The organism is Bradyrhizobium sp. USDA 4510, from assembly GCF_054059095.1.
Map to the genome: position 1 here is coordinate 2,389,143 of NZ_JBSSBT010000001.1, position 24,611 is coordinate 2,413,753.

Sequence of the window (24,611 nt, forward strand, 5' to 3'; positions counted from 1 at the left end):
GCGCGGCGGTTTTCGGAGGATGTCATGCGCAAGGATGGAACATGACCAGGAAGCAACGGCGTTTGACACTGATCGGCTGCGCGCTCGTCGTGCTCGCGATCGCCGCGGGCCTGGTGCTGAACGCGCTGCGCGATTCCATCGTGTTCTTCTCGACGCCGTCGATGGTCGCCGAAAAGCATCTCGGTCCGGGCAAGCGTTTCCGGCTCGGCGGCCTGGTGGAGCAGGGCTCGCTCAAGCGCGGCGACAATCTCGCCGTGACCTTCACCGTCGGCGACGGCGGCGCGACGCTGCCGGTCGCCTACAAGGGCATCCTGCCGGATCTGTTCCGAGAGGGGCAGGGCGTCGTCGCCGAAGGCGCGCTCGACGCGGGCGGCGTGTTCCGTGCTGACACCGTGCTCGCCAAGCATGACGAGACCTACATGCCGAAGGACGTCGCCGACGCCCTGAAGAAGCAGGGGCACTGGAAGGACGATTACGGTGCCAAATCAGGCAATACGCCGAGCGCCTCCGCGGCGCCGACCCAGGGAGCCGTGCGGTGATTGCCGAAAGTGGACATTACGCCCTGGTGCTCGCGCTCGGGCTGGCGCTGATCCAGTCCATCGTGCCGATCGTCGGCGCGCGCTGGCGCGATGCGGCGCTGATGAACGTCGCGCGTTCGACCGCGCTCGCCCAGTTGCTGTTCGTCGCAGCGTCGTTCGCGGCGCTGGTGACGCTGCACGTCACCTCGGATTTCTCGGTCGCCAATGTCTACGAGAATTCGCATTCGCTGAAGCCGCTGCTCTACAAGATCACCGGCGTGTGGGGAAACCATGAAGGATCGATGCTGCTGTGGGTGTCGATCCTGGCGCTGTTCGGCGGCCTCGTCGCGGCCTTCGGCAACAATCTGCCGCTGTCGCTGCGCGCGCATGTGCTGGCGGTGCAGGCCTGGGTCGCCAGCGCGTTCTATCTGTTCATCCTGATCACCTCGAACCCGTTCCTGCGCATCGCCAATCCGCCGCTGGAGGGACGCGACCTCAATCCGGTGCTGCAGGATATCGGCCTCGCGGTGCATCCGCCGATGCTCTATCTCGGTTATGTCGGCTTCTCGATCTCGTTCTCGTTCGCGGTGGCGGCGCTGCTCGAGGGACGGATCGACGCCGCCTGGGCGCGCTGGGTGCGGCCGTGGACGCTGATGGCTTGGATCTTCCTGACGCTCGGCATCGCGATGGGCTCCTACTGGGCCTATTACGAGCTCGGCTGGGGCGGCTGGTGGTTCTGGGATCCGGTCGAGAACGCATCGCTGATGCCGTGGCTTGCCGGCACCGCGCTGCTGCATTCGGCGCTGGTGATGGAGAAGCGCAACGCGCTGAAGGTCTGGACCGTCCTGCTGTCGATCCTGACTTTCTCGCTGTCGTTGCTCGGCACCTTCCTGGTGCGCTCCGGCGTGCTGACCTCGGTCCACGCGTTCGCCACCGATCCGACACGCGGCGTGTTCATCCTGCTGATCCTGTTCGTCTTCATCGGCGGCAGCCTGTCGCTGTATGCCTGGCGTGCGCCGGCGCTGAAGCAGGGCGGGCTGTTCGCGCCGATCTCGCGCGAAGGCGCGCTGGTGCTCAACAATCTGCTGCTCACCACCGCCTGCGCGACCGTGTTCATCGGCACGCTGTATCCGCTGGCGCTCGAGGTGCTGACCGGCGTGAAGATCTCGGTCGGCGCGCCGTTCTTCAATTTCACCTTCGCGCCGCTGTTCGTGCCGCTGCTGCTCGCGGTGCCGTTCGGGCCGCTGCTGGCCTGGAAGCGCGGCGATCTGCTCGGCGCAGCGCAGCGGCTGATGGTGGCCGGCATCGTCGCGCTGGTTGCGATGGCGCTGGTGCTGGCGTGGACCTATGGCGGCGCGACCTTGGCGCCGCTCGCGATCGGGCTGGCGGTGTTCGTGATCATGGGCGCGCTGTGCGATCTCGCCGAGCGCATCGCGCTGTTCCGGATTCCGCTGTCGCTCTCGTTGCGCCGTGCGCGCGGCTTGCCGCGCGCGACCTGGGGCACCGCCTTCGCGCATGCCGGTCTCGGCGTCGCGCTGATCGGGATCGTCTGCGAGACCACCTGGAACAGCGAATATATCGGCGCGATGAAGCCGGACGACGTCGCTCGCGTCGCGGGCTACCAGTTGCGGCTCGACGGCCTGAACCCGCGGCAGGGTCCGAATTTCCGCGAGATGGTCGCGCAATTCACCGTGACGCGTGACGGCGAGAAGGTCAGCGTGATGACGCCGTCGAAGCGCAACTTCACGACGCGCGGCGCCTCGACGACCGAGGCCGCGCTGATGACGCGCGGCGCCAGCCAGCTCTACATCTCGCTCGGCGATACCTCGGCCGACGGCGCGATCGCGGTGCGCATCTATCACAAGCCGCTGGTGCTGATGATCTGGTGGGGCCCGGTGCTGATGGCGTTCGGTGGTCTGCTGTCGCTGTCCGACCGCCGCTTGCGGGTCGGCGCGCCGAAGCCGGCGAAAGCGGCGCGTGCATTGCAGGCGGCCGAGTGATGCGGTCGCGCGCGCTTGCAGCCGCCGTGCTTGCGACGGCCCTGATGCTCGGCGCGATGCCCGCCCGGGCGGTGCTGCCCGACGAGGTCATGGCGGACCCGGCCAAGGAGGCGAGGGCGCGCGAGCTCTCCAAGGAGCTGCGCTGCATGGTCTGCCAGAACCAGTCGATCGACGATTCGGAGGCGCCGCTGGCGCGCGATCTCCGTCTCTTGGTGCGTGAACGCATCTCGGCCGGCGACAGCGACGCCCAGGTGATCGATTTCCTGGTCGCCCGCTACGGCGAATTCGTGCTGCTGAAGCCGCGCCTCAACGAGCACACGCTGCTGCTGTGGCTGACCCCGCCGCTGGCGCTTCTGCTGGGCGGCTTGGCGCTCTGGCGGCTCGGCCGGCGCAAGGCAAATCCGGCCGCCGGCGGGGGCGATTCCGCCCCTGGACTGACGTCCGACGAGCAGGCGCGGCTGGAACGCCTGCTGGCGGCGGAATCCGCGCCGGACAAGCCGCTTTAGTTCCCTTTTAAGTCCTTTATTTACCTGCGCTATTCTGCCGCAGCGGCGGCCGCCTCGATTACAAAAGTTTAATTCCGCAGCCAGCGCGCCGTAAGGCTGATGACCCCATGTTCAGACCCATCAGGTGCTCGCCCCCGGCACCAATGATTCTGGCCCCTGGAGATTTCAAGACATGACCGACCGTCCCGACCTCTCGACCCTTCCGTCCTACAAGGCGCCGAAGCGCTCGCTGTTCTCTGCCCGCAAACTCGCGCTGATGGCGTCGGTCGTGGCCGGCCTCGGTGCCGCCACCTACGGCTTCAGCCCCTCGCACAACCCCGCCGACCTGTTCACGACGCCCGCGCATGCGCAGGTCAATAACGAGGTCAAGAAGGTTCAGCAGCCGGTCGGATTTGCCGACATCGTCGAGCGCGTGAAACCGTCGGTGATCTCGGTCAAGGTCAACATTCGCGAGAAGGTCGCGAAGGATGACAGCAACAACAATGACGATTCGCCGTTCCAGCCGGGTTCGCCGATGGAGCGCTTCTTCCGCCGCTTCGGCGGTCCGGATGGCTTGCCCCCGGGCCTGCGCGGTGGACCGCGCGGCGGTGGCGTGGTGACGGGCCAGGGTTCCGGCTTCTTCATCTCGGCTGACGGCTTTGCCGTGACCAACAATCACGTCGTCGACGGCGCCGACAAGGTCGAAGTCACCACCGACGACGGCAAGACCTATTCCGCCAAGGTGATCGGCACCGATCCGCGCACCGACCTCGCGCTGATCAAGGTCGAGGGCGGCTCCAACTTCCAGTTTGCCAAGCTTTCCGAAACCAAGCCGCGCATCGGCGACTGGGTGCTGGCGGTCGGCAATCCGTTCGGCCTCGGCGGCACCGTGACCGCGGGCATCGTCTCGGCCTCCGGCCGCGACATCGGCAACGGCCCGTATGACGATTTCATCCAGATCGATGCGCCCGTGAACAAGGGCAATTCGGGTGGCCCGGCGTTCGACGTGTCCGGTGAGGTGATGGGCGTCAACACGGCGATCTACTCGCCGTCCGGCGGCAGCGTCGGCATCGCGTTCTCGATCCCGGCCCAGACCGTCAAGAGCGTCGTCGCCCAGCTGAAGGACAAGGGCGCGGTCAGCCGTGGCTGGATCGGCGTCCAGATCCAGCCGGTGACCTCCGACATCGCCGACAGCCTCGGCATGAAGAAGGCCGAAGGCGCGCTGGTTGCCGAACCGCAGGCCAACGGCCCGGCGGCCAAGGCCGGCATCGAATCCGGTGACGTCATCACCGCCGTCAATGGCGAGCCGGTGAAGGATGCGCGCGAACTCGCCCGCACCATCGGTGGCCTCGCGCCCGGCAACGCCGTGAAGCTGAACGTACTGCACAAGGGTCAGGACAAGACCGTCAACCTCACGCTCGGCCAGCTGCCGAACAACCTGGAGGCCAAGGCTGACACCGACAAGAGCGACAAGGGCAATTCGTCCCGCGGCACCGACGTGCCGAAGCTCGGCCTCACCGTCGCGCCAGCCAACAGCGTGGCCGGCGCCGGCAAGGATGGCGTGGTCGTGACCGAAGTCGATCCCAAGAGTGCTGCCGCTGAGCGGGGCTTCAAGGAAGGCGACGTGATCCTCGAGGTCGCCGGCAAGTCCGTCGGCACCGCCGGTGAAGTGCGGGATGCGATCACCGCGGCGCGCAATGACAGCAAGAACAGCGTTCTCATGCGCGTGAAGAGCGGCGGTTCGTCGCGCTTTGTGGCAGTGCCGCTGGCGAAGGGATAACTATCTATGAGTTGGAAGGCGTCGCCGGCATCAGTCGCCCCCGCCGACGGCGCTTTCCGGGGGGCGGGCCCCTTGCTCGCTCCCTACGTTGCCTTTCGATGGAATATGCCCCCCTCTGTCGGAAGGTCTCAGGGCGGTGAGGTCCCCCAGCTTCACCGCCCACTTTTTTCAAGCAATCGAGAATATGCGCGGTCGTCTTGCATGTGCAGGCCGGCCGCGTCATGCTGACAGAGGGCCAATTCCCGTGACCGCAATCGCTCCGCAAATGCGCATCCTGATCATCGAAGACGACCGTGAGTCAGCCGACTATCTGGTCAAGGCATTCCGCGAAGTCGGCTATATCGCCGATCTCGCCTCCGATGGCGAGGAAGGGCTGTCGATGGCCGAGTCCGGCGACTACGACGTGCTGGTTGTGGATCGCATGCTGCCGAAGCGTGACGGCCTGTCGCTGATCGGCAGCCTGCGCGACAAGGGCAACCGGACGCCGGTCCTGATTCTCTCGGCGCTCGGCCAGGTCGATGACCGCATCAAGGGCCTGCGCGCCGGCGGCGACGACTACCTGCCGAAACCCTATTCCTTCGCCGAGCTGCTCGCGCGCGTCGAGGTGCTGTCGCGGCGCAATGTCGGCCCGGCCGAGGAGACGACCTACCGGGTCGGCGACCTCGAGCTCGATCGGCTTTCCCATCGCGTCGCCCGCGGCAAGGACGAGCTGACCTTGCAGCCGCGCGAGTTCCGCCTGCTCGAATATCTCATGAAGCATGCCGGGCAGGTGGTGACACGCACCATGCTGCTCGAGAATGTCTGGGATTATCATTTCGATCCGCAGACCAACGTCATCGACGTCCACATCTCGCGGCTGCGCTCCAAGATCGATAAGGGTTTTGAACGGCCGCTGCTGCATACCATCCGCGGTGCGGGGTATATGATCCGTGACGGCATTCGGTAAACTGATCCGGACCACGGCGTTTCGGCTGACGCTGGTCTACCTGTTCCTGTTCGCGCTGTTCGCCGCCTCGCTGCTGGCTTACTTCGCCTGGAACACGCGGCGGCTGATCACCGAGCAGATCACGACGACGGTCAACGTCGAGATCAGCGAGATCACCGACATCTACAACCGCCGCGGCCTGCGCGGCCTGCTGGGCACCATGGGCAATCGTGCGCTGCGGCCGGGTGCCAACCTCTATCTGGTGACGGCGCCGAACGGGCAGATGCTCGCCGGCAATGTCGGCGCGCTGGCACCGGGCGTGATGAGCGTGCAGGGCTGGACCGAGACCGCCTATCGCCGGCTCGACGACCAGGACAAGACCGATCACCGCGCGCTCGTGAAGGTCACCGAGATGGAGAACGGCTTCCGCCTGCTGGTCGGGCGCGACCTCGAGGAGCGGCGGCGGCTGTTCGGCATCGTCGCCAAGGCCGCGCAATGGTCGATCCTCGTCGTCGTCGTGCTCGGCATTGGCGGCGGCATCTTCGTCGCCCGCCGCGTGCTGCACCGGATCGACGCCATGACCGGCACCACCAAGCGCATCATGGCGGGCGATCTGTCCGGCCGGCTGCCGGTCGGCCGCAGCGGCGACGAGCTCGATCGCCTGGCGGAAAATCTCAATGCCATGCTCGAGCGCATCGAGGCGCTGATGACGGGGCTCAAGGAGGTCTCCGACAACATCGCCCATGACCTCAAGACGCCGCTGACGCGGCTGCGCAACCGCGCCGAGGAGGCGCTGGCGCGGTCGGGCTGCGAGGCCGACTATCGCGCGGCGCTGGAGCGGACCATCGAGGAATCCGACGGGCTGATCCGCACCTTCAACGCCCTGTTGATGATTGCGCGTGCCGAGTCCGGCCAGGCGCGCGGCAACATGGACGATTTCGACGGTGCCGATGTCGCCAACGGCATCCACGAACTGTACGAGCCGCTGGCCGAGGACGACGGCATGACGCTGCAGGTGAAGACCGTGCCGGCGCCGATTCACGGCAACCGCGAATTGATCAGCCAGGCGGTCGCCAACTTGGTCGAGAATGCCATCAAATACGGCAAGCCCGACGTCAGCGTGCAGCCGCTCAATGCGGATGCGCGGGAGATCCTGATCGAGGCGCGGCGCGAGGGCGACCAGGTCCTGCTCAGCGTCACCGACCACGGTCCGGGCATTCCCGAGGCCGACCGCAAGCACGCGGTCGAGCGCTTCGTCCGGCTCGAGGCGAGCCGGACCTTACCCGGTTCCGGTCTCGGCCTCAGCTTGGCCTCGGCGGTCGCCACGCTTCATGGCGGCGAGCTCAGGCTCGGCGATGCCCATCCGGGGCTGGTCGCCACCCTGGTGCTGCCCGCGCGGGCGGGCGGCAGTGACAGGCTTGCGGCTCAAACGCAGGATGTGCCACAGAAGGCGGCATGAATGCCGCCGCGCCGGGAAACGCGGATCGACATGGTCTGGCCGCGCGGTTCGCGGACGGACCGCGTGTCGCCGCGCCCACATCCGCCGATCAGCGCCTGACCGACTGGTTCGCCGAGCTCGAGCCGGCGCAATTGGCCGCGCTCAATGCGCTGCTTGAACATCCGTTCGCACGCGACATCCTGCGCGGCATCGCCGAGTTCTCGCCCTACCTGTTCGAGCTCGCGCGTGCCGACGCCGCGCGGCTGATCCGGATCCTGTCATGCGACCCGGAGTCGCATCTGGCCAACCTGATCGAGACGACGTCGCGCGAGGTGCTCGCCGCCGGCAGCGAGGCCGACGTGATGGTTCCGCTTCGCCGCATGAAGGCGGAGGCCGCGCTGATGATCGCGCTGTGCGACATCGGCGGCATCTGGCCGGTGATGCGGGTGACGGCGGCGCTGACCGACGTCGCGGTGAATTCGGTGCAATCGGCGCTGCGATATCTGTTCCGGCAGGAAGTGGCCCGCGGCCGGATGACCGCGGCCGATCCCGATCACCCCGAAGCAGGTTCGGGCCTGATCGTGCTCGCGATGGGCAAGATGGGGGCCGGCGAGCTGAACTATTCCAGCGACATCGACCTGATCGTGTTCTTCGATCGCGCGGCCACCTCGCTCGCCGAGGACATTGAGCCGCAGCCGTTCTTCGTGCGCGTCACCCAGGCGATGGCGCGGATGCTACAGCAGCGCTCGGGCGACGGCTATGTGTTCCGGGTCGATCTCAGGCTGCGTCCGGACCCGGCCTCGACCCAGGTCGCGATCTCGACCGACGCGGCGTTGCATTATTACGAACGCGAGGGACGCACCTGGGAGCGTGCTGCGATGATCAAGGCGCGGCCCTGCGCCGGCGATCCCAAGGCCGGCGAGGCGCTGATCGCCGAGCTCGCGCCCTTTGTCTGGCGCAAGCATCTGGATTTTGCCGCGCTTGCCGATGTCCACGACATGAAGCGGCAGATGCAGACCTATCGCGGCCAGAGCGAGATCTCGGTCGAGGGCCATAACGTCAAGGTTGGCCGCGGCGGCATCCGCGAGATCGAGTTCTTCGCCCAGACCCAGCAGCTGATCGCTGGCGGCCGCCATCCGGAGTTGCGGGTGCGGCCGACGCTGGAGGCGCTCAACGTGCTCGCCAACAGCAACTGGATCACCTTTGAAGCGCGCGACGAATTGACGACGGCCTATGAATTCCTGCGCCGGGTCGAGCACCGGCTGCAGATGATCGCCGACGAGCAGACCCATTCGCTGCCCGAAGCGCCTGAGGATGTCGAGCGCTTTGCGCATTTCTTCGGCTACGAAAATCGCGAGGCCTTCGCCAGAGACCTGCTCGGCCAGCTCAAGATCGTGCAGAGCCACTATGGCAAGCTGTTCGAGGGCGACGATCCGACCGGCACCGCAAAGCTGCCGGATATCGACTACGGCGCCGGACCTGACGACGCCCGCCTGATCGAACATCTCGCCAATCTCGGCTTCAAGAAGCCCATTGCGGTTGCCGGCACCGTGCAGCAATGGATCGAGGGCGACTATCGCGCGCTGCGCGTCGAGGCGACGCGCGCCGCGTTCCTGGAATTCATTCCCGGCCTGATCGACGGCCTCGCGCATGCCGAGGAGCCGGACGATGCGGTGGCGGCGTTCGACCGTTTCCTCGGCGCGCTGCAGCGGGGCGGCCGGCTGATCTCGCTGCTCAGCCAGAACCGCGACTTCGTCGCGCTGGTGGCGCTGATCCTCGGCGCGGCACCGCGGCTCGGCGACATGCTGGCGCGGCAGCCGCAGATCATGGACGGCCTGGTCGATCCGCGCTTCTTCGGCGCGATGCCGGACAAGAAGGAACTGTCGGAGCGGCTGGCCGCCACGCTGCAGGATGCGTCGTCCTACGAGGATTTTCTCGATCGTCTGAGATTGTTCGGCCAGGAGAGCCTGTTCCTGATCGGCACGCGGATCCTGTCCGGCACGGTATCGGCGCAGCACGCCAGCACCGCCTTTGCCGATGTGGCCGAGGGGATCGTCCACACCGTGCACGGCCTCGTCACCGACCAGTTCGCCGCGCAATATGGCCGGATCAATGGGCAGGAGACCGCGATCGTCGCGATGGGGCGGCTCGGCAGCCGCGAGATGACGGCGTCCTCCGACCTCGATTTGATCCTGCTGTACGATTTCGATAGCGAGGCGCCGGACTCCGACGGCGAGCGCTCGCTGCATGGCGCGCAGTATTTTGCCCGCTTCACCCAGCGCCTGATCAGCGCCTTCACGACCCGGACCAATTACGGCGTGCTCTATGAGGTCGACATGCGGCTGCGCCCGTCGGGGCGCGCCGGCCCGGTCGCCTCGCGGATCGATTCGTTCTCCGACTACCAGGAGCGCGAGGCGTGGACCTGGGAGCACATGGCGCTGACGCGCGCCCGCGTGATCTCGTCGTCGCCGGAATTCCGCGAGAAGATCGAAGCGATCATCCGCAGCGTGCTGACCCGGCCGCGCGATGCGGCGTCGACCGCGGCCGACGTTGCCGACATGCGGCGCGCGATCGCGCTGGAGAAGGGCGAGGACGACGTCTGGGATCTCAAGCTCGCCGCCGGCGGGCTCGTCGACATCGATTTCATCGCGCAATATCTCCAGCTCGCGCATGCCGCGGTGAAGCCGGAAATCCTCAGCGTCTCCACGCTGCAGGTGCTCGACAATGCCGCCAAGCTCGGCCTGCTCGGCCAGTCCGAGGCGGAGATCCTGCGCTCGGCGGCGCGGCTCTATCATGACCTGACGCAGATCCTGCGGCTCTGCGTCACCGACAAGTTCAATCCGGAGACCGCGGGCGAAGACCTGCTGCGCGTAATGGCGCGGGCCGGGGACACGCCGGACTTCTCCGCGCTGGAAGCCCGCCTGCGCGAGACCCAAAGCGAGGTGCGCCGCGTCTTCAACACGATCGTGGGGTAGGGGAAGCTACGATCTCAATCCCGTCATCCTGAGAGCCTGACTGAAAAATGGGTGAGTGATCTCAGTGGGGTGTGATTCCATCGGATTTGCAAAGATTCGAGGGAGAGCACGATGCCCTGGACCAAGATCACTCGGGAGCAATATCGGCGGGACGATCTGCGTTATGCAAGCGATATGACCGATGCGGAGTGGGCGGTGATCAGACGCCTGTTGCCGCGAGCGAACCGGCGCGGCCGGCCGCGTAAGACGGAGCTGCGTCGTGTGATCGAAGCGATCCTCTATATCGTTTCGACCGGCTGCCAGTGGCGGGCGTTGCCGCAGGAGTTCCCGCCCTATTCGACGGTGCAGGGCTATTTTTATAAATGGCGGGATACAGGCCGGTGGCAGAGGATTGTCAGCGTGCTTGTCCGACGGGCGCGAAAAAAGCTTGGACGGACACCGAAGCCGACGGCAGCCGTGATCGACAGTCAAAGTGCGCCAACCACCCAAGCTGGTGGACCGCGCGGCTACGATGCAGGCAAGCGCATCTACGGCCGCAAGCGGCACATTGTGACGGATACCAATGGCCTCCTCCTTGGGGTTCATGTTCATCCCGCCAACGTTCAGGACTGCCATGGCGCCGTACCGCTGCTGAAGAACGTGCGGATGAACTTCCCCCGGCTGCGCCACGTCTTTGCCGACCGGATCTACCGCGGAAATCAACTCCTCGACGCGCTCTCAGACTGCGGTCCATGGACTGTCGAGATCGTCGAGCGGCCTCAAGGCGTCAAAGGCTTCCAGCTTCTGCCGAGGCGGTGGGTGGTTGAACGCACATTCGCTTGGTTCGGCAGATGCCGCCGCCTCGCCAAGGACTTCGAGGCGACGGTGGCAACCGAAGCTGCCTGGCTGCTGATTGCACACATCAGGCTCCTGACCCGCAGACTCGCGGCTGCAGCTAAGGTTGGGTGATTTATGAGTCAGACTCTGAGGAGCGCGTAGCGCGTCTCGAAGGATGCACGGCCACAGTCGGGCCGTCGACCCTTCGAGGCTCGCTCCGCTCGCACCTCATGGTGACGGTGAGAAACAGTGTGGGGTTTGCAGTTCGCTACGCCTGCTGCTTCAACTTCTGCAAGGCATCGCGGACGTCGGGATCGAGGCCGGTGCCGCCGGCGTCGAGATGGGCGAAGATCTGCTTGCGCATCCGCGGATCCCAGAACTTCCAGATGTGCTCGGAAATGCCCTGCACGGCGCGATCGCGCCCCTGGCTCTGGAAGAATTTTCCGATCTGGTTCGCCATATAGACCAGTTTGTCAGGCGACGACGACATAAGCGGGCTCCTTGCCGGCCATCGCGCCTGTGACGCGTTCCGGATGCGTAAAGATTTCAAATCCATCGGCGCGAGCGATCGCGGCGAGCGTGATGCCGGCGGCATCCGCCATCCGCACCGCAAGCGCGGTCGGCGCCGACACCGCAGCGATCAGCGGCGCGCCGATCGCGGCGGTCTTCTGAACCATTTCGACCGAAACGCGGCTGGTGAGCAGCACCATGCCTTCGCCGGCCATGACCTTGTCGCGGGCCAGCGCGCCGGCGAGCTTGTCGAGCGCATTGTGGCGGCCGACATCCTCGCGCAGCGCCACGATGCCGCGCGCGCCCGTCCAGAACGCCGCGGCGTGCACGGCGCGGGTCTGGTGGTTGATCTCCTGCAGCGGCGCCACCGCCGCCATCGCCGCCATGATCTCGCGCGGCGAGAAGGCGCGGCCGGCGCGTACCACCGCGGCCGGCCGGACTGCCTCGCTGATGGAATCGAGTCCGCACAGGCCGCAGCCGGTCGGTCCGGCGATGTTGCGCCGTCGCTCGGCGATCCGCTCGGCCCTGTCAGGCCTGAGCCACATCCGAAGCTCGATGCCGTCATCGAGCTCGACGATGTCGAGGGTCTCGATCTCGTCGGCCGCTTGCACGATGCCTTCGCTCAGGCTGAAGCCCACGGCGAAATCGCCGAGGTCCTCGGGCGAGCCCATCATCACGGCGTAGGTGCCGCCATTATAGGTCAGCGCGAGCGGCGTCTCCTCCGGGATCAGGCGCGCGCCGTCGCTGAAGACGCCGTTGCGCCAGACCTTCCGGTTCGCCTGATAGACGGGCTCGCGCATCGCTATTCCGCGGCTTCCACCACCGGCGCGGCGATGCGGCGGGAGTGGCGAGCCTGCTCGTCATAGGCCTTCTGCCAGTCGGACGGACCGTTCGACGGCGAGATCTGCACTGCGGTGACCTTGTACTCGGGACAGTTGGTGGCCCAGTCCGAGAAATCAGTCGTGATGACGTTGGCCTGGGTGTCAGGGTGGTGGAACGTGGTGTAGACAACGCCCGGCGCCACGCGGTCGGTGATCTCGGCGCGCAGCGTGGTCTCGCCGGCGCGGCTCGCCAGCCGCACCCAGTCGCCGTCGCGCACGCCGCGCTGCTCGGCGTCGTGCGGATGGATCTCCAGCCGGTCCTCGGCGTGCCACACCACGTTCTCGGTGCGGCGGGTCTGCGCGCCGACATTGTACTGGCTGAGGATGCGGCCGGTGGTGAGCAGCAGCGGGTAGCGCGGGCCGGTGCGTTCGTCGGTCGCGATATATTCGGTGAGGATGAACTTGCCCTTGCCGCGCACGAAGCCGCCGATATGCATCACCGGGGTGCCTTCCGGCGCCTTTTCGTTGCAGGGCCACTGCACCGAGCCGAGCTCGTCGAGCCTGGCATAGGAGACGCCCGCGAAGGTCGGCGTCAGCGCGGCGATCTCGTCCATGATCTCGGATGGATGGGTGTAGTTCATCTCGAAGCCCATCGCCTTGCCGAGCATGATCGTCACTTCCCAGTCGGCGTAGCCGTTGAGCGGCGTCATCACCTTGCGGACGCGCTGGATGCGGCGTTCGGCATTGGTGAAGGTGCCGTCCTTCTCGAGGAAGGTCGAGCCGGGCAGGAAGACATGGGCGTAGTTCGCGGTCTCGTTCAGGAAGAGATCGTGGATGATGACGCATTCCATCGCCGACAGCGCCGCCACCACATGCTTGGTGTTGGGGTCGGACTGCAGGATGTCCTCGCCCTGCACGTAGAGACCCATGAAGCTGCCTTCGATGGCGGCGTCGAACATGTTCGGGATGCGCAGGCCCGGCTCGTTGTTGAGCTTGACGTTCCACATCGCCTCGAACTGCTCGCGCACCGCATCGCCGGCGATGTGGCGGTAGCCCGGCAGCTCGTGCGGGAACGAGCCCATGTCGCAGGAGCCCTGCACGTTGTTCTGGCCGCGCAGCGGATTCACGCCGACGCCGGGCCGGCCGATATTGCCGGTCGCCATCGCGAGGTTGGCGATCGCGATCACCGTGGTCGAGCCCTGGCTGTGCTCGGTGACGCCGAGCCCGTAATAGATCGCGCCGTTGCCGCCGGTGGCATAGATTCGTGCCGCCTCGCGCAGCGCCTTCGGATCGACGCCGGTCATGATCGCGGTGGCTTCCGGGCTGTGCTTGGAATCGGCGACGAAAGCCGCCCAATCCTGGAACTCGCTCCAGTCGCAGCGCTCGCGCACGAAGGTCTCATCGACGAGCCCTTCGGTGACGATGACATGGGCGAGCGCGGTGAGCACGGCGACGTTGGTGCCGGGCATCAGCGGCAGATGCAGCGCCTTCACGTGCGGCGATTCCACCATCTCGGTGCGGCGCGGATCGATCACGATCAGCCTGGCGCCCTGGCGCAGCCGCTTCTTCAGCCGCGAGGCGAACACCGGATGGGCGGACGCCGGATTGGCGCCGATGATCAGCACGACGTCGGTGTCCTCCACCGAATCGAAATCCTGCGTGCCGGCCGAAGTCCCGAAGGTTTGCGACAGGCCGTAGCCGGTCGGCGAATGGCAGACGCGGGCGCAGGTGTCGACATTGTTGTTGCCGAAGCCGGCGCGGATCAGCTTCTGCACCAGATAGGTTTCTTCATTGGTGCAGCGTGACGAGGTGATGCCGCCGACCGCGTCGCGGCCGTATTTCTGCTGGATGCCCTTGAACTTCGCGGCGGCGAAATTCAGCGCATCGTCCCACGACACTTCCTGCCAGGGATCCTCGATCCGCTCGCGGATCATCGGCTTCAGGATGCGCTCCTTGTGGGTGGTGTAACCCCAGGCGAAGCGGCCCTTGACGCAGGAATGGCCGCGATTGGCCTTGCCGTCCTTCCACGGCACCATGCGTACCACTTCCTCGCCGCGCATCTCGGCCTTGAAGGCGCAGCCCACGCCGCAATAGGCACAGGTGGTGACGACCGAGTGTTCGGGCTGGCCGATCTCGATCACGGATTTCTCGGTCAGCGTCGCGGTCGGGCAGGCCTGCACGCAGGCGCCGCAGGACACGCATTCCGAGCCGAGGAAGCTTTCGTTCATGCCGGGCGAGACGCGGCTGTCGAAGCCGCGGCCGGAGATCGTCAGCGCGAAGGTGCCTTGCACTTCCTCGCAGGCGCGGACGCAGCGCGAGCAGACGATGCACTTCGAGGGATCGTAGGTGAAGTACGGATTGGACTCGTCCTTCGGCATCCAGTTGTCGTTTTCGCAGCCGTGCGATTTGGCGAAGACGTGGTTCTCGCCTTCATAGCCGTAGCGCACGTCGCGCAGGCCGACGGCACCCGCCATGTCCTGCAATTCGCAGTCGCCGTTCGCGGCGCAGGTCAGGCAGTCCAGCGGGTGGTCGGAGATGTAGAGCTCCATCACGCCCTTGCGCAGCTTCTTCAGCCGCTCGCTCTGGGTGTGCACGACGAGGCCGGGCATGACCGGCGTCGTGCAGGAGGCCGGCGTGCCGGCGCGGCCCTCGATCTCGACGAGGCAGAGCCGGCAGGAGCCGAAGGCGTCGACCATGTCGGTCGCGCAGAGCTTTGGAATCTGGGTGCCGGCTTCCATCGCCGCGCGCATGATCGAGGTGCCTTCGGGCACCGTGATCTGATTGCCGTCGATGGTCAGCGTGACCATCGTCTCGGATTTGGATTTGGGCGTGCCGAAATCGGTTTCCTGGATCAGCGACATCGTGATTTCCTTGCTATTCCGCGGCCTGCAGCCGGGCCGGTGCGGGACCTAGATCTCCGCCGAAATCTTCCCGGAAGTGTTTCAGTGCGCTCATCACGGGGTAGGGCGTGAAGCCGCCGAGTGCGCACAGCGAGCCGAATTTCATGGTGTTGCAGAGGTCTTCGACAACAGCGAGGTTTTCCGCCACGCGCTCGCCATTGATGATCTTGTTGATGGTCTCGACGCCGCGGGTCGAGCCGATCCGGCACGGCGTGCACTTGCCGCAGGATTCGACCGCGCAGAATTCCATCGCAAAGCGGGCCTGCTTCGCCATGTCGACGCTGTCGTCGAACACCACGATCCCGCCATGGCCGATCAGGCCGTCGCGCGCGGCGAACGCTTCATAGTCGAACGGCGTGTCGAACAGCGCGCGCGGGAAGTAGGCCCCGAGCGGGCCGCCGACTTGAACCGCGCGCACCTCGCGCCCGGTGAAGGTGCCGCCGCCGATCTCGTCGACGAGTTCGCCGAGCGTGACGCCGAAGGCGGTCTCGAACAGCCCGCCATATCTGATGTTGCCGGCGAGCTGGATCGGCATCGTGCCGCGCGAGCGGCCCATGCCGAAATCGGCGTAGGCCTTGGCGCCGTTGTCGAGGATGAAGGGAATCGCCGCGAACGACAGCACGTTGTTGATCACGCTCGGGCGGCCGAACAGGCCCTTATGCGCCGGCAGCGGCGGCTTGGCCCGCACGATGCCGCGGCGGCCCTCGAGGCTTTCCAGCAACGAGGTCTCTTCGCCGCAGACATAAGCGCCGGCGCCGACCCGCACCTCGAGATCGAACTCATGGGCGGAGCCGCCGATGCGCTTGCCGAGCAAGCCGGCGCGGCGGGCGACCACGATCGCCGCGTTCATCGCTTCGACCGCGTGCGGATATTCCGAGCGGATGTAGATGTAGCCCTTGGTGGCGCCTACCGTGATACCTGCGATCGTCATGCCCTCGATCACGACGAAGGGGTCGCCTTCCATGATCATGCGGTCGGCGAAGGTGCCGCTGTCGCCTTCGTCTGCGTTGCAGACGATGTATTTGCGATCAGCGCTGGCCTGCGCCACGGTCTTCCACTTGATGCCGGTGGGGAAGCCGGCGCCGCCGCGGCCGCGCAGACCGGACGTCGTGACGTCGGCGAGGATCTGGTCGGAGGTCAGCGTCAGCGCCCGCTCCAGGCCCTTGTAGCCGCCATGGGCGCGGTAATCGTCGACCGAGCGCGGATCGATCACGCCGCAGCGGGCGAAGGTCAGCCGGGTCTGGCGCTTCAGCCAGGGAATCTCGTCCGTGACCCCAAGCCGCAGCGCGTGCTGACCGTTGCCGGCCATCGCGTCGAGCAGGGGTGGAACGTCCGCCGGCGTCACCGGGCCGAACGCGACGCGACCCTGGGCGGTCGCCAGTTCGACCAGCGGCTCCAGCCAGTACAGCCCGCGCGAACCGGTCCTGACGATCTCGATCGGCATGCCGCGCGCTGCTGCGGCCTGCTCGAAGGCGAGGGCGACGTCGTCGGCGCCGACGGCAACCGCACCGGCGTCGCGGGGAATGAAGATCCGCATTGTCATCGCTGTGCCTCCGCGACCAGCGCGTCGATCCGCGCTTCGTCGAGCCGGCCGACCACGCGGCCATCCAGCATCGCCGAGGGCGCGGTGGCGCACAGCCCGAGGCAGTAGATCGGCTCCAGCGTCACGCGGTCATCCTCCGTGGTATTGCCCAGGGCAACGCCGAGCTTGGCTTCCGCGCGCGCCGCGAGCGCATCACCGCCGGCGGCCTGGCAGGCCTCGGCGCGGCACAGCTTGAGGACGTGGCGGCCCGCAGGTTGCTTCCGGAAATCATGGTAGAAGGTGAACACGCCGTGCACCTCGGCGCGCGACAGGTTGAGCGCCTCCGCCACCATCGGGATCGCAGGCTCCGGCACGTAGCCGAAGGCCTCCTGCAGCGCGTGCAGGATCACCAGCGTGGCGCCTTCGAGCCCGGCGTGCTCGGCGATGATTTCAGCGCCGCGCGCCTTGTCCCAAGGTTCGTATCCCACCGTCATCAGCGCTTCTCACGATCAGTTTTTTGCTTCGCACATGAGAGTTGGAATCCTTCGAAACATCAATAAAGCTGTCTCATGCGGCGATTGCGAAACGCGATTAATAGCGCTGTCGAATGGATCGATGCGGGATCGTAATAATGTTCTGGAATCGCGCACTTCCGGGGCGCTTTGGATTTCGGGATCGCACCCCGATCGTGCTACCTATGGACGTGTTGGGCTGCCGCTTGGGGCGCCGTTTTCCGAAGGGATTTGAACCTTGATCGACAAGCTGGAACTTCTGCTGGCGCTGGCCAAGGAACGGCACTTTGGCCGGGCTGCGGAGGCGTGCGGCGTCACCCAGCCGACGATGTCGACCAGTCTCAAGCAGCTCGAGGAAATCCTCGGCGTCATGCTGGTGCAGCGCGGATCCCGCTTCCAGGGCTTCACGCCGGAAGGGGAGCGGACGCTGGACTGGGCGCGGCGCATCGTCGGCGATGCGCGCGCGATGAAGCAGGAGATCAACAGCCTCAAGGACAAGCTGTCGGGCGAGATCCGGATCGCGGCGATCCCGACCGCGCTCGGCATGGTGGCCTCGCTGACCACGCCGTTCCGGGCGCGCCATCCCGATGTGCGGTTCCGCATCCAGTCGTGCACGTCGGCCGACGTGCTCGGCCTGCTCGAGAATCTCGAGGTCGATGCCGGGCTGACCTATATCGAGAACGAGCCGATCGGCAAGGTCCGCACCATCCCGCTCTATAACGAGAGCTATCGCTTGCTGACGGCGCCGGATGCGATGTTCGGCGACCGCAAGCAGGTGACGTGGAAGGAAGTCGGCACCGTGCCGCTCTGTCTGCTCACGCCCGACATGCAGAACCGCCGCATCATCGATCGCGCGCTGACCTCGGTCGGCGCGGAGGCGACGCCGACGCTGACGTCGAACTCACTGCTCGTGCTCTACACCCACGTGAAGACCGGCCGCTGGGCCAGCGTGATGCCGGCCAAGCTCGCCGAGACGCTCGGCCTTGCGGATGCGGTGCGCAGCATTCCGATCGTCGATCCGGTCGTGGACTACAGCATCGGCCTCGTGATCCCGCAGCGCGATCCGATGACGCCGCTGATCGCAGCCTTGGTGCAGGTCGCACGCGAGGTCGCGCCGACGCTCGAGAGCGCGTAGCTCTCGGCATTCCTTCGTAGCCTTTCCGCCACGGTTCCGGCACAGCAGCAACCGACCACGCGTTGTGTGGTTGCGTTGAAGCAAGTCCTGGTGTTCAGCCGCGAACAATCTTCGCTTGCTCGCAGCAAAGATGGAACTCAGCGCCGGCTCGGCGGTTGCATTGCGGCGTCCCGATCAGCGAGCAGGAGCTGCTTTGAATCGTCGCCAGTTACTCCACGGATCGGCCGTATTGCCGACACTCATGTTCTTGCCACAGCGCCAGGCCGCCGCCGCAGCGAGCGCGACGGACGCACCCTTCAACCCAGGCATGGTCAGGGAGCTTGCGCGCAATCTCGCCGGCAAGTCTTTCGAGGCGCCGGACGAGAAGTTGCCGAACGGCCTGACGGACCTCAACTACGACCAGTACCGCTCGATCCGCTTCACGCCCGAGCGCGCGCTGTGGCGCGGCGCGAAGCTGCCGTTCGAGGCGCAGTTCTTCCACCGCGGCTTCTTCTACAAGAACAAGGTCAAGATCTTCGAGGTCGCCGACGGCAAGGTCAGCGAAGTCAAGTACAGCAAGGACATGTTCACGTTCGGCGAGACCGTACCTGACTTCACCGAGACCGATCTCGGCTTTGCCGGATTTCGCATCCACGCGCCGATCAACAAGCCGAACTACTATGACGAGGTCTGCGTCTTCCTCGGCGCGAGCTATTTCCGCGCGGTCGCCAAGGACGAGACCTACGGCCTGTCGGCGCGCGGCCTGTCGATCGATACCGGCGAAGCCAAGGGCGAGGAGTTTCCGTTCTTCAAGGCGTTCTGGCTCGAGCGTCCCGTGCCCAACGCGACCTCGCTGGTCATTCACGCCTTGCTCGACAGCAAGAGCTGCGCGGCAAGCTACCGCTTCACGATCAGGCCTGGAGCGACCACGGTGTTCGATGTCGAGGCATCGCTCTATCCGCGTGCCGATCTCGAGCACGTGGGCCTTGCGCCGATGACGAGCATGTTCTTCTTCGGGCCCAACGATCGCAACGAGGTCGACGACTTCAGGCCGTCGGTGCACGATTCGGACGGGCTTGCGATCTACAACGGCAAGGGCGAGAGCCTGTGGCGCCCGCTGAGCAATCCGCGCGACCTCCAGATCAGCACGTTCCAGGACGTCAATCCGCATGGCTTCGGTCTGATGCAGCGCGAGAAGAATTTCTTCGCCTATCAGGACATCGAATCGCGCTTCGAGAAGCGTCCGAGCTTGTGGGTCGAGCCGATCGGCGACTGGGGCGAGGGCGCGGTCATCCTGTTCGAGATCCCGACCAAGGAAGAGATCCACGACAACATCGCCGCGTTCTGGCGGCCGAAGGCGCCGCTCAAGGCCAAGAGCGAGACCAATTTCACCTATCGCCTGCATTGGGGGCCGGATGCGCCGAAGCCGCATTCGCTCGCGCGCTTCACGCGCAGCGGCATCGGCGCGCATGGCGAGAACAGCAAGCTGTTCGTGCTCGACCTGTTCGGTGACAATCTGAAGGGGATCGATCCCGGCAGCGTCAAGGGCGTCGTGACGGCCGAGAAGTCCGAGATCACGAATGTCGTCACGCAGCCAAATCCGAATACCGGCGGATGGCGGCTCAGCTTCCAATGTGCCGTCAAGAAGGACCCGGTCGAGCTGCGTGCGCATCTGGCGCAGGATGACAAGCCGCTCTCCGAGATCTGGGTCTATCGATGGGCGCCATAGTCACGTCGCCTCAGTCCGACGTCGCCGCGGCGGCCGACGGCTTCCTGCCACAAGAGAGCCCGCTTGCGATGTCGGCGGCCGATCTCGGCCGGCCGCCGCATGCGGTGAGCACGCCGGTGTCGGTCGGCGCGGGCATGTTGATGCGCCGCGCGTTCGTCCTGATGCTGACGGCGGCGCTGACCGGTGCCGGCGCCTACGAGATGTACATGGTGGTCCAGGTCGGCGGCGTGACGATCATGGAAGGCATGGTGCTGGTGCTGTTCGTCGCGCTGCTCGCCTGGATCGCGTTTTCGTTCGCTTCGGCGCTCGCCGGCTTCTTCGCTCTGCTTCGCCGCAACGGCAACGCCTTGCCGATCCGCGACGACGGTCCCTTGCCGCAGCTCGCGAGCCGGACCGCGGTCCTGCTCCCGACCTACAACGAGAATCCGCATCAATTGATGGCGCGCCTGCGCGCCATCTACGAGTCCGTCGAGGCGACCGGGCAGGGCGACAGCTTCGACTGGTTCGTGCTCAGCGACACCCGCGATCCCGATATCTGGATCGCCGAGGAGAGGGCGTTTCTCGAATTGTGCGAGGCCTGCGGCGCGCAACGGCTGTTCTACCGGCATCGCGCCGACAATACGGCGCGGAAGTCCGGCAATGTCGGCGAGTGGATCACGCGGTTCGGCGGCGCCTATCGGTTCATGATCGTGCTCGACGCCGACAGCCTGATGTCGGGCGACACCATGGTGCGGATGGCGCACGCCATGGAGACCAATCCGCAGGCGGCGCTGCTGCAGACGCTGCCGGTCATCGTCAATGCGCGCAGCCTGTTCAGCCGCCTGCAGCAGTTTGCCGGCCGGCTCTACGGGCCGATGGTCGCGGCCGGTGTCGCGTGGTGGCACGGCTCCGAGGGCAATTACTGGGGGCACAATGCCATCATCAGGATCGAGGCATTTGCGGAGCAGGCGGGGCTGCCCGAGCTCTCCGGACGCAAGCCGTTCGGCGGACATATCCTGAGCCACGACTTCGTCGAGGCGGCGCTGATGCGGCGCGCCGGCTGGGGCATCTACATGGCCCCGATGCTCGGCGGCAGTTTTGAGGAGGTGCCGCCGTCGCTATTGGATTTTGCCGCGCGCGACCGCCGCTGGTGCCAGGGCAATCTGCAGCATCTCGCCGTGCTGAGGACGCGCCGGTTGCATTGGATCTCGCGGCTGCATTTCATGACCGGGATCGGCTCCTACATCACCGCGCCACTCTGGCTGTCGTTCTTGCTGCTCGGAATCCTGATCTCGTTGCAGGCGCGCTTCATTCGGCCCGAATATTTTCCGAAGGGTTTTTCGCTGTTCCCGAACTGGCCGGCGCAGGACCCGGTGCTCGCCGCCTGGGTATTTGGCCTCACCATGGCGCTGCTGATCGTGCCGAAGCTGCTCGGCTTCATCCTGTTGCTGACGCGCTCGGATACGCGCCGGCAATTCGGCGGCGGGTTCCGGGCGCTGACGGGCGTGCTCGCCGAGGTGCTGATCTCGGCGATGATCGCGCCGGTCATGATGGTGTTCCAGTCGATCGCCGTCGTCGAGATCCTGCTCGGCCGGGACGCCGGCTGGCAGACGCAGCGGCGCGACGACGGCGCGGTCGAGCGGCGGGAGTTGTATCGGAAGTATGGCGTTCCCACCGCCTGCGGTGTCGCGATGGCGATAAGCGCCTGGGCGGTGTCGCTGCCGCTGTTGCTGTGGATGTCGCCGGTGATCGTTGGCCTGCTGTTTGCGATTCCGATCGGCGCCTGGACCGCCCGGCCGGCGATGCACGCGCTGTTCGTGACGCCGGAGGAAGCTAAGCCGCCACGCGTGCTGGTCCGCGCCAATGAGCTGGCGGCGTCGCCGGCACACGCATCGGCCCCTGCGCTCGCGACGTTGCGGCAGGATTCCGGGCTGTTGCAGCGCCATCTCTCGTCGCTGCCGCCGGCGCGGCGCGGCGGTCCGGGCGAGATCGATCTTCATCTCGCGGTGGCGCGTGCGCGGATCGAGGCAAGCGACAGCTTCGACCAGGCGGTCCGCCATCTCACGCCTCGCGAGACGTTGGCCGTGCTCGGTGATTCCGCGCTGCTGGAAGGGGTGCTTGCGAAGTAGTGGGGGGCGTCAGGCCGCTTCCGGCAGCTTCGTCTGCAGGGACCGCGGATCGCGCGGCAGCGTGACGCGGACGACGGTGCCGACGCCGAGCTTGGAGCGCAGCCGCATCGAGCCGCCGTGCAAATTGGTGAGCGAGCGCGCGATCGCAAGTCCGAGACCGGAGCCCTGGTAGCTCTTGGTGAGCTGGCTCTCGACCTGCTCGAACGGCTTGCCGAGCCGGCGCAGCGATTCCGGCGCGATGCCGATGCCGCTGTCGGCGATCAGGAGCACGATCGAGTCATCCAGCATCTGGCCGCGCACCAGCACGCGGCCGTGGTCGGGCGTGAATTTCACTGCATTGGAGAGCAGGTTGACGATGATCTGCTTGACCGCGCGGCGGTCGGCGACGACCGAGATCGTGCTTTCGATATCCGACTCCAGCGACAGTCCCTTGTGCTCGGCCCGGCCGGAGACCACGCGCAGCGACTCCGCGAGGATGCCGGAGAGATCGAGCGGCTCCATGTCGAACTTCATGCGGCCGGCCTCGATCTTCGACATGTCGAGGATGTCGTTGATGACCTCGAGCAGGTATTTCCCCGACGTCAGGATGTCGTGGCAGTACTCCGCGTATTTGTCCGAGCCGAGCGTGCCGAACAGGCCGCTGCCCATGATCTCGGAGAAGCCGATGATGGCGTTGAGCGGGGTGCGCAGCTCATGGCTCATATTGGCGAGGAATTTCGACTTCGCGGCGTTGGCGTCCTCGGCGCGAGTCTTTTCCTGCGAATATTTTTCGGCGAGGTCGGCAAGCTCGACGGCCTGCCGCTCCAGCTCGGATTGCGAGCGCTGCAGGTCGATCACCGTGGCGCGCAGGCGCAGGTCGTTGTCGACCAGCTTCTGCTCGTGCGCCTTGATGCGGGTGATGTCGGTGCCGACCGAGACGTAGCCGCCGTCCTTGGTGCGGCGCTCGCTGATGTGCAGCCAGCTGCCGTCGTCGAGCTGGGCCTCGAAGGTGCGGGCGCCGGGCGCCGGCACGCCGCTCTCGTGCAGGCGGGTGCGCACTTCCGGCATGCTGCCGACCTCGATCACGGTCTCGTAGGAGGTGCCGGGGCTGACGGCGGAATCGGGTAGCTTGTGCAGCCGCTGGAAGTGCGAGTTGCAGAGCACGAGAGACGATCGTCGGCGTCCCATAGCACGAAGGCTTCCGGAATGGTCTCGATCGCGTCGCGCAGCCTGAGATCGGCTTCCACCGACTTCTCGGCGAGGCTCTTCTGCTCGGTGATGTCGACCGCGATGCCGATCAGGTGCAGGCCGCCGTCGGCGGCGGCGTGGCTGAGCTCGCAGCGCACGCGCAGCCAGATCCAGTGGCCGCCGACATGGCGCATGCGGAAGCTCTGGTCGATGTGATCGATCTTTCCCGAGATCAGCTGGTCGGCGATGTCGAACAGGTTGATATCGTCCGAATTCACCAGCGCGTTGACCTCGCCGAAGGTGAGGAGGTCGTTGCGGGTGTCGAGGCCGAGCAGCGTGAACATCGACTGCGACCAGAAGATCCTACCGCGCGACAGGTCCCAGTCCCACAATCCGCAGCGGCCGCGGTTGAGCGCGGTGTCGATGCGGCCGCGCACGGCGTCGTTGATCAGGTCGCCCTCGCGGGCGCGGGTCGATTGCCAGTGGAACGCGAAGCCGAGGATCAGCACCACGAAGCTCGTGGTCGCCGACAGCGTCACCGAGAGCGCCGCGTCCGATCCCCAGATTGGCTCGTTCATCTCCTGGATGACGACGACCTGGCCGGGCAGCGACTTGACGAGCTGCGAGATCGCCAGCGCGCCGGTGCCGCCGGGCAGTGTCATGTCGCTGACCGTGCCCTGCTGGCCGGGCGCGACGAGCAGCTGCGCGGTGGAGACGATGTCGAGGATGCGGTCGTTCTCGCCGGCGCCGTCGACCGGCACGCGCGCCAGCACGCGGTGATCGGCGCTGGTGATGATGACGTGGCGGCCATAGGCGATGCCCCAGGACGGGATCAGGTCCGGCAGCAGTTCCTGCATCCGCTCGATGCTGGCGAGCCGGTCGCGCCGCACCGAGGTCAGGCGATCGAGACGTTCGGCGAGGATGTCGGACAGTGCAGCAAGGTCGCGCTTCATCGCGCCGCGCTTCTGCCGGTTCTGGTCGATCACCTGGACGAAGGCGCCGAGGCAGATCGTGATGAGGAAGGCGATGATGAGCGTAGGGACAGCGCGGCGCAGTGCAGGCTCGGCCGTCAGGAGCCTGTGATAGGCCGGTTTCGCGATCGACTGCGCCAATCCCTTGATCGAATCGGATTGGACGCACGCGTTCGCTGCATGCGCGCGCGCCATGCCTGAGACCCCCGCTCTAAGCTGATTTTTTACCCGGACCGGATGCTCCCCACGATGCATCCGAATCATGATCATTTGAATCCAGATTTCCGGGACTGTCGAGAGTCAACGATTCGTTAATGCGA

16 protein-coding genes and 1 pseudogene are annotated in these 24,611 nt (G+C 66.1%); 11 read left to right on the top strand and 6 right to left on the bottom strand.

Translation table 11 applies throughout. The features are described 5' to 3' along the window. Nucleotides 1-41 precede the first annotated feature (41 nt). The 8 genes from ccmE to ACVMDN_RS10575 all read left to right on the top strand — a co-directional run bounded on the left by ccmE (nt 42) and on the right by ACVMDN_RS10575 (nt 11,069). On the top strand, nt 42-539 hold the full coding sequence (ccmE, locus tag ACVMDN_RS10540; protein WP_141340773.1) for a cytochrome c maturation protein CcmE: 498 nt from the start codon (nt 42-44) through the stop codon (nt 537-539). Next, complete coding sequence (locus ACVMDN_RS10545) at nt 536-2,518, top strand: heme lyase CcmF/NrfE family subunit (protein WP_141340772.1); 1,983 nt, start codon at nt 536-538, stop codon at nt 2,516-2,518. The genes ccmE and ACVMDN_RS10545 overlap by 4 nt, the downstream gene beginning before the upstream one ends. Next, nucleotides 2,518-3,024 carry a cytochrome c-type biogenesis protein gene (locus ACVMDN_RS10550; RefSeq protein ID WP_141340771.1) on the top strand — a complete coding sequence of 169 codons (507 nt, stop codon included), beginning with the start codon at nt 2,518-2,520 and terminating at the stop codon, nt 3,022-3,024. Before ACVMDN_RS10545 ends, ACVMDN_RS10550 begins: the two co-directional genes overlap by 1 nt. A 172-nt stretch (nt 3,025-3,196) precedes the next feature. Then, nucleotides 3,197-4,783: a Do family serine endopeptidase gene (locus ACVMDN_RS10555; RefSeq protein WP_057020253.1), complete on the top strand. Its 1,587-nt coding sequence runs from the start codon at nt 3,197-3,199 to the stop codon at nt 4,781-4,783. Between the two features lie 265 nt (nt 4,784-5,048). Further along, nucleotides 5,049-5,729 carry a response regulator transcription factor gene (locus tag ACVMDN_RS10560; RefSeq protein ID WP_028331552.1) on the top strand — a complete coding sequence of 227 codons (681 nt, stop codon included), beginning with the start codon at nt 5,049-5,051 and terminating at the stop codon, nt 5,727-5,729. Next, nucleotides 5,713-7,167, top strand: a complete 1,455-nt coding sequence (locus tag ACVMDN_RS10565) for a sensor histidine kinase (RefSeq protein ID WP_057020254.1) — start codon at nt 5,713-5,715, stop codon at nt 7,165-7,167. Before ACVMDN_RS10560 ends, ACVMDN_RS10565 begins: the two co-directional genes overlap by 17 nt. After that, on the top strand, nt 7,164-10,121 hold the full coding sequence (locus ACVMDN_RS10570) for a bifunctional [glutamine synthetase] adenylyltransferase/[glutamine synthetase]-adenylyl-L-tyrosine phosphorylase (protein WP_141340770.1): 2,958 nt from the start codon (nt 7,164-7,166) through the stop codon (nt 10,119-10,121). Before ACVMDN_RS10565 ends, ACVMDN_RS10570 begins: the two co-directional genes overlap by 4 nt. A gap of 111 nt (nt 10,122-10,232) precedes the next feature. After that, on the top strand, nt 10,233-11,069 hold the full coding sequence (locus ACVMDN_RS10575) for an IS5 family transposase (RefSeq protein WP_229191985.1): 837 nt from the start codon (nt 10,233-10,235) through the stop codon (nt 11,067-11,069). A 136-nt stretch (nt 11,070-11,205) separates the two neighbouring features. On the opposite strand, the gene ACVMDN_RS10580 is transcribed toward ACVMDN_RS10575, so the two are convergent. Genes ACVMDN_RS10580 through ACVMDN_RS10600 form a run of 5 tightly spaced genes read right to left on the bottom strand, consistent with a single transcriptional unit; the run spans nt 11,206 to nt 17,184 of the window. After that, complete coding sequence (locus ACVMDN_RS10580; protein ID WP_028331549.1) at nt 11,206-11,427, bottom strand: formate dehydrogenase subunit delta; 222 nt, start codon at nt 11,425-11,427, stop codon at nt 11,206-11,208. Then, nucleotides 11,411-12,247, bottom strand: coding sequence for a formate dehydrogenase accessory sulfurtransferase FdhD (gene fdhD, locus ACVMDN_RS10585; RefSeq protein ID WP_141340902.1), 837 nt, complete (start codon nt 12,245-12,247; stop codon nt 11,411-11,413). The genes ACVMDN_RS10580 and fdhD overlap by 17 nt, the downstream gene beginning before the upstream one ends. Nucleotides 12,248-12,249: 2 nt before the next feature. After that, the gene (gene fdhF / locus ACVMDN_RS10590; protein WP_141340901.1) at nt 12,250-15,129 is read right to left on the bottom strand and encodes a formate dehydrogenase subunit alpha; all 2,880 of its coding nucleotides are present in this window, start codon (nt 15,127-15,129) and stop codon (nt 12,250-12,252) included. 13 nt (nt 15,130-15,142) lie between these two features. Next, nucleotides 15,143-16,711, bottom strand: a complete 1,569-nt coding sequence (locus tag ACVMDN_RS10595) for a formate dehydrogenase beta subunit (RefSeq protein ID WP_141340900.1) — start codon at nt 16,709-16,711, stop codon at nt 15,143-15,145. Beyond that, entirely contained in the window at nt 16,708-17,184 is a 477-nt protein-coding gene (locus tag ACVMDN_RS10600; RefSeq protein WP_141340899.1) for a formate dehydrogenase subunit gamma, read from the bottom strand. The genes ACVMDN_RS10595 and ACVMDN_RS10600 overlap by 4 nt, the downstream gene beginning before the upstream one ends. Nucleotides 17,185-17,440: 256 nt before the next feature. Here ACVMDN_RS10600 and ACVMDN_RS10605 point away from each other — a divergent pair, with 256 nt between their 5' ends. From ACVMDN_RS10605 to mdoH, 3 genes are all read left to right on the top strand, one after another. After that, nucleotides 17,441-18,337 (top strand): LysR family transcriptional regulator, encoded by an 897-nt coding sequence (locus tag ACVMDN_RS10605; protein ID WP_018270739.1) that lies wholly within the window; start codon nt 17,441-17,443, stop codon nt 18,335-18,337. A gap of 241 nt (nt 18,338-18,578) precedes the next feature. After that, the gene (locus tag ACVMDN_RS10610; protein ID WP_141340898.1) at nt 18,579-20,045 is read left to right on the top strand and encodes a glucan biosynthesis protein G; all 1,467 of its coding nucleotides are present in this window, start codon (nt 18,579-18,581) and stop codon (nt 20,043-20,045) included. Next, nucleotides 20,033-22,153, top strand: a complete 2,121-nt coding sequence (gene mdoH, locus ACVMDN_RS10615; protein ID WP_141340897.1) for a glucans biosynthesis glucosyltransferase MdoH — start codon at nt 20,033-20,035, stop codon at nt 22,151-22,153. Before ACVMDN_RS10610 ends, mdoH begins: the two co-directional genes overlap by 13 nt. Before the next feature lie 9 nt (nt 22,154-22,162). Here mdoH and ACVMDN_RS10620 read toward each other — a convergent pair. Next, nucleotides 22,163-24,486 (bottom strand): annotated as a pseudogene (locus ACVMDN_RS10620) (ATP-binding protein). Nucleotides 24,487-24,611: the final 125 nt, after the last annotated feature.

Bases quoted from the DNA above. Each gene is read 5' to 3' on its own strand.
- ACVMDN_RS10560 (WP_028331552.1), top strand. From the start codon at position 5,049: ATGCGCATCCTGATCATCGAAGACGACCGTGAGTCAGCCGACTATCTG.
- ccmE (WP_141340773.1), top strand. From the start codon at position 42: ATGACCAGGAAGCAACGGCGTTTGACACTGATCGGCTGCGCGCTCGTC.
- ACVMDN_RS10595 (WP_141340900.1), bottom strand. From the start codon at position 16,711: ATGACAATGCGGATCTTCATTCCCCGCGACGCCGGTGCGGTTGCCGTC.
- fdhF (WP_141340901.1), bottom strand. From the start codon at position 15,129: ATGTCGCTGATCCAGGAAACCGATTTCGGCACGCCCAAATCCAAATCC.
- ACVMDN_RS10550 (WP_141340771.1), top strand. From the start codon at position 2,518: ATGCGGTCGCGCGCGCTTGCAGCCGCCGTGCTTGCGACGGCCCTGATG.
- ACVMDN_RS10610 (WP_141340898.1), top strand. From the start codon at position 18,579: ATGTTCTTGCCACAGCGCCAGGCCGCCGCCGCAGCGAGCGCGACGGAC.
- ACVMDN_RS10600 (WP_141340899.1), bottom strand. From the start codon at position 17,184: ATGACGGTGGGATACGAACCTTGGGACAAGGCGCGCGGCGCTGAAATC.
- ACVMDN_RS10580 (WP_028331549.1), bottom strand. From the start codon at position 11,427: ATGTCGTCGTCGCCTGACAAACTGGTCTATATGGCGAACCAGATCGGA.
- ACVMDN_RS10575 (WP_229191985.1), top strand. From the start codon at position 10,233: ATGCCCTGGACCAAGATCACTCGGGAGCAATATCGGCGGGACGATCTG.
- fdhD (WP_141340902.1), bottom strand. From the start codon at position 12,247: ATGCGCGAGCCCGTCTATCAGGCGAACCGGAAGGTCTGGCGCAACGGC.
- ACVMDN_RS10570 (WP_141340770.1), top strand. From the start codon at position 7,164: ATGAATGCCGCCGCGCCGGGAAACGCGGATCGACATGGTCTGGCCGCG.
- ACVMDN_RS10555 (WP_057020253.1), top strand. From the start codon at position 3,197: ATGACCGACCGTCCCGACCTCTCGACCCTTCCGTCCTACAAGGCGCCG.
- mdoH (WP_141340897.1), top strand. From the start codon at position 20,033: ATGGGCGCCATAGTCACGTCGCCTCAGTCCGACGTCGCCGCGGCGGCC.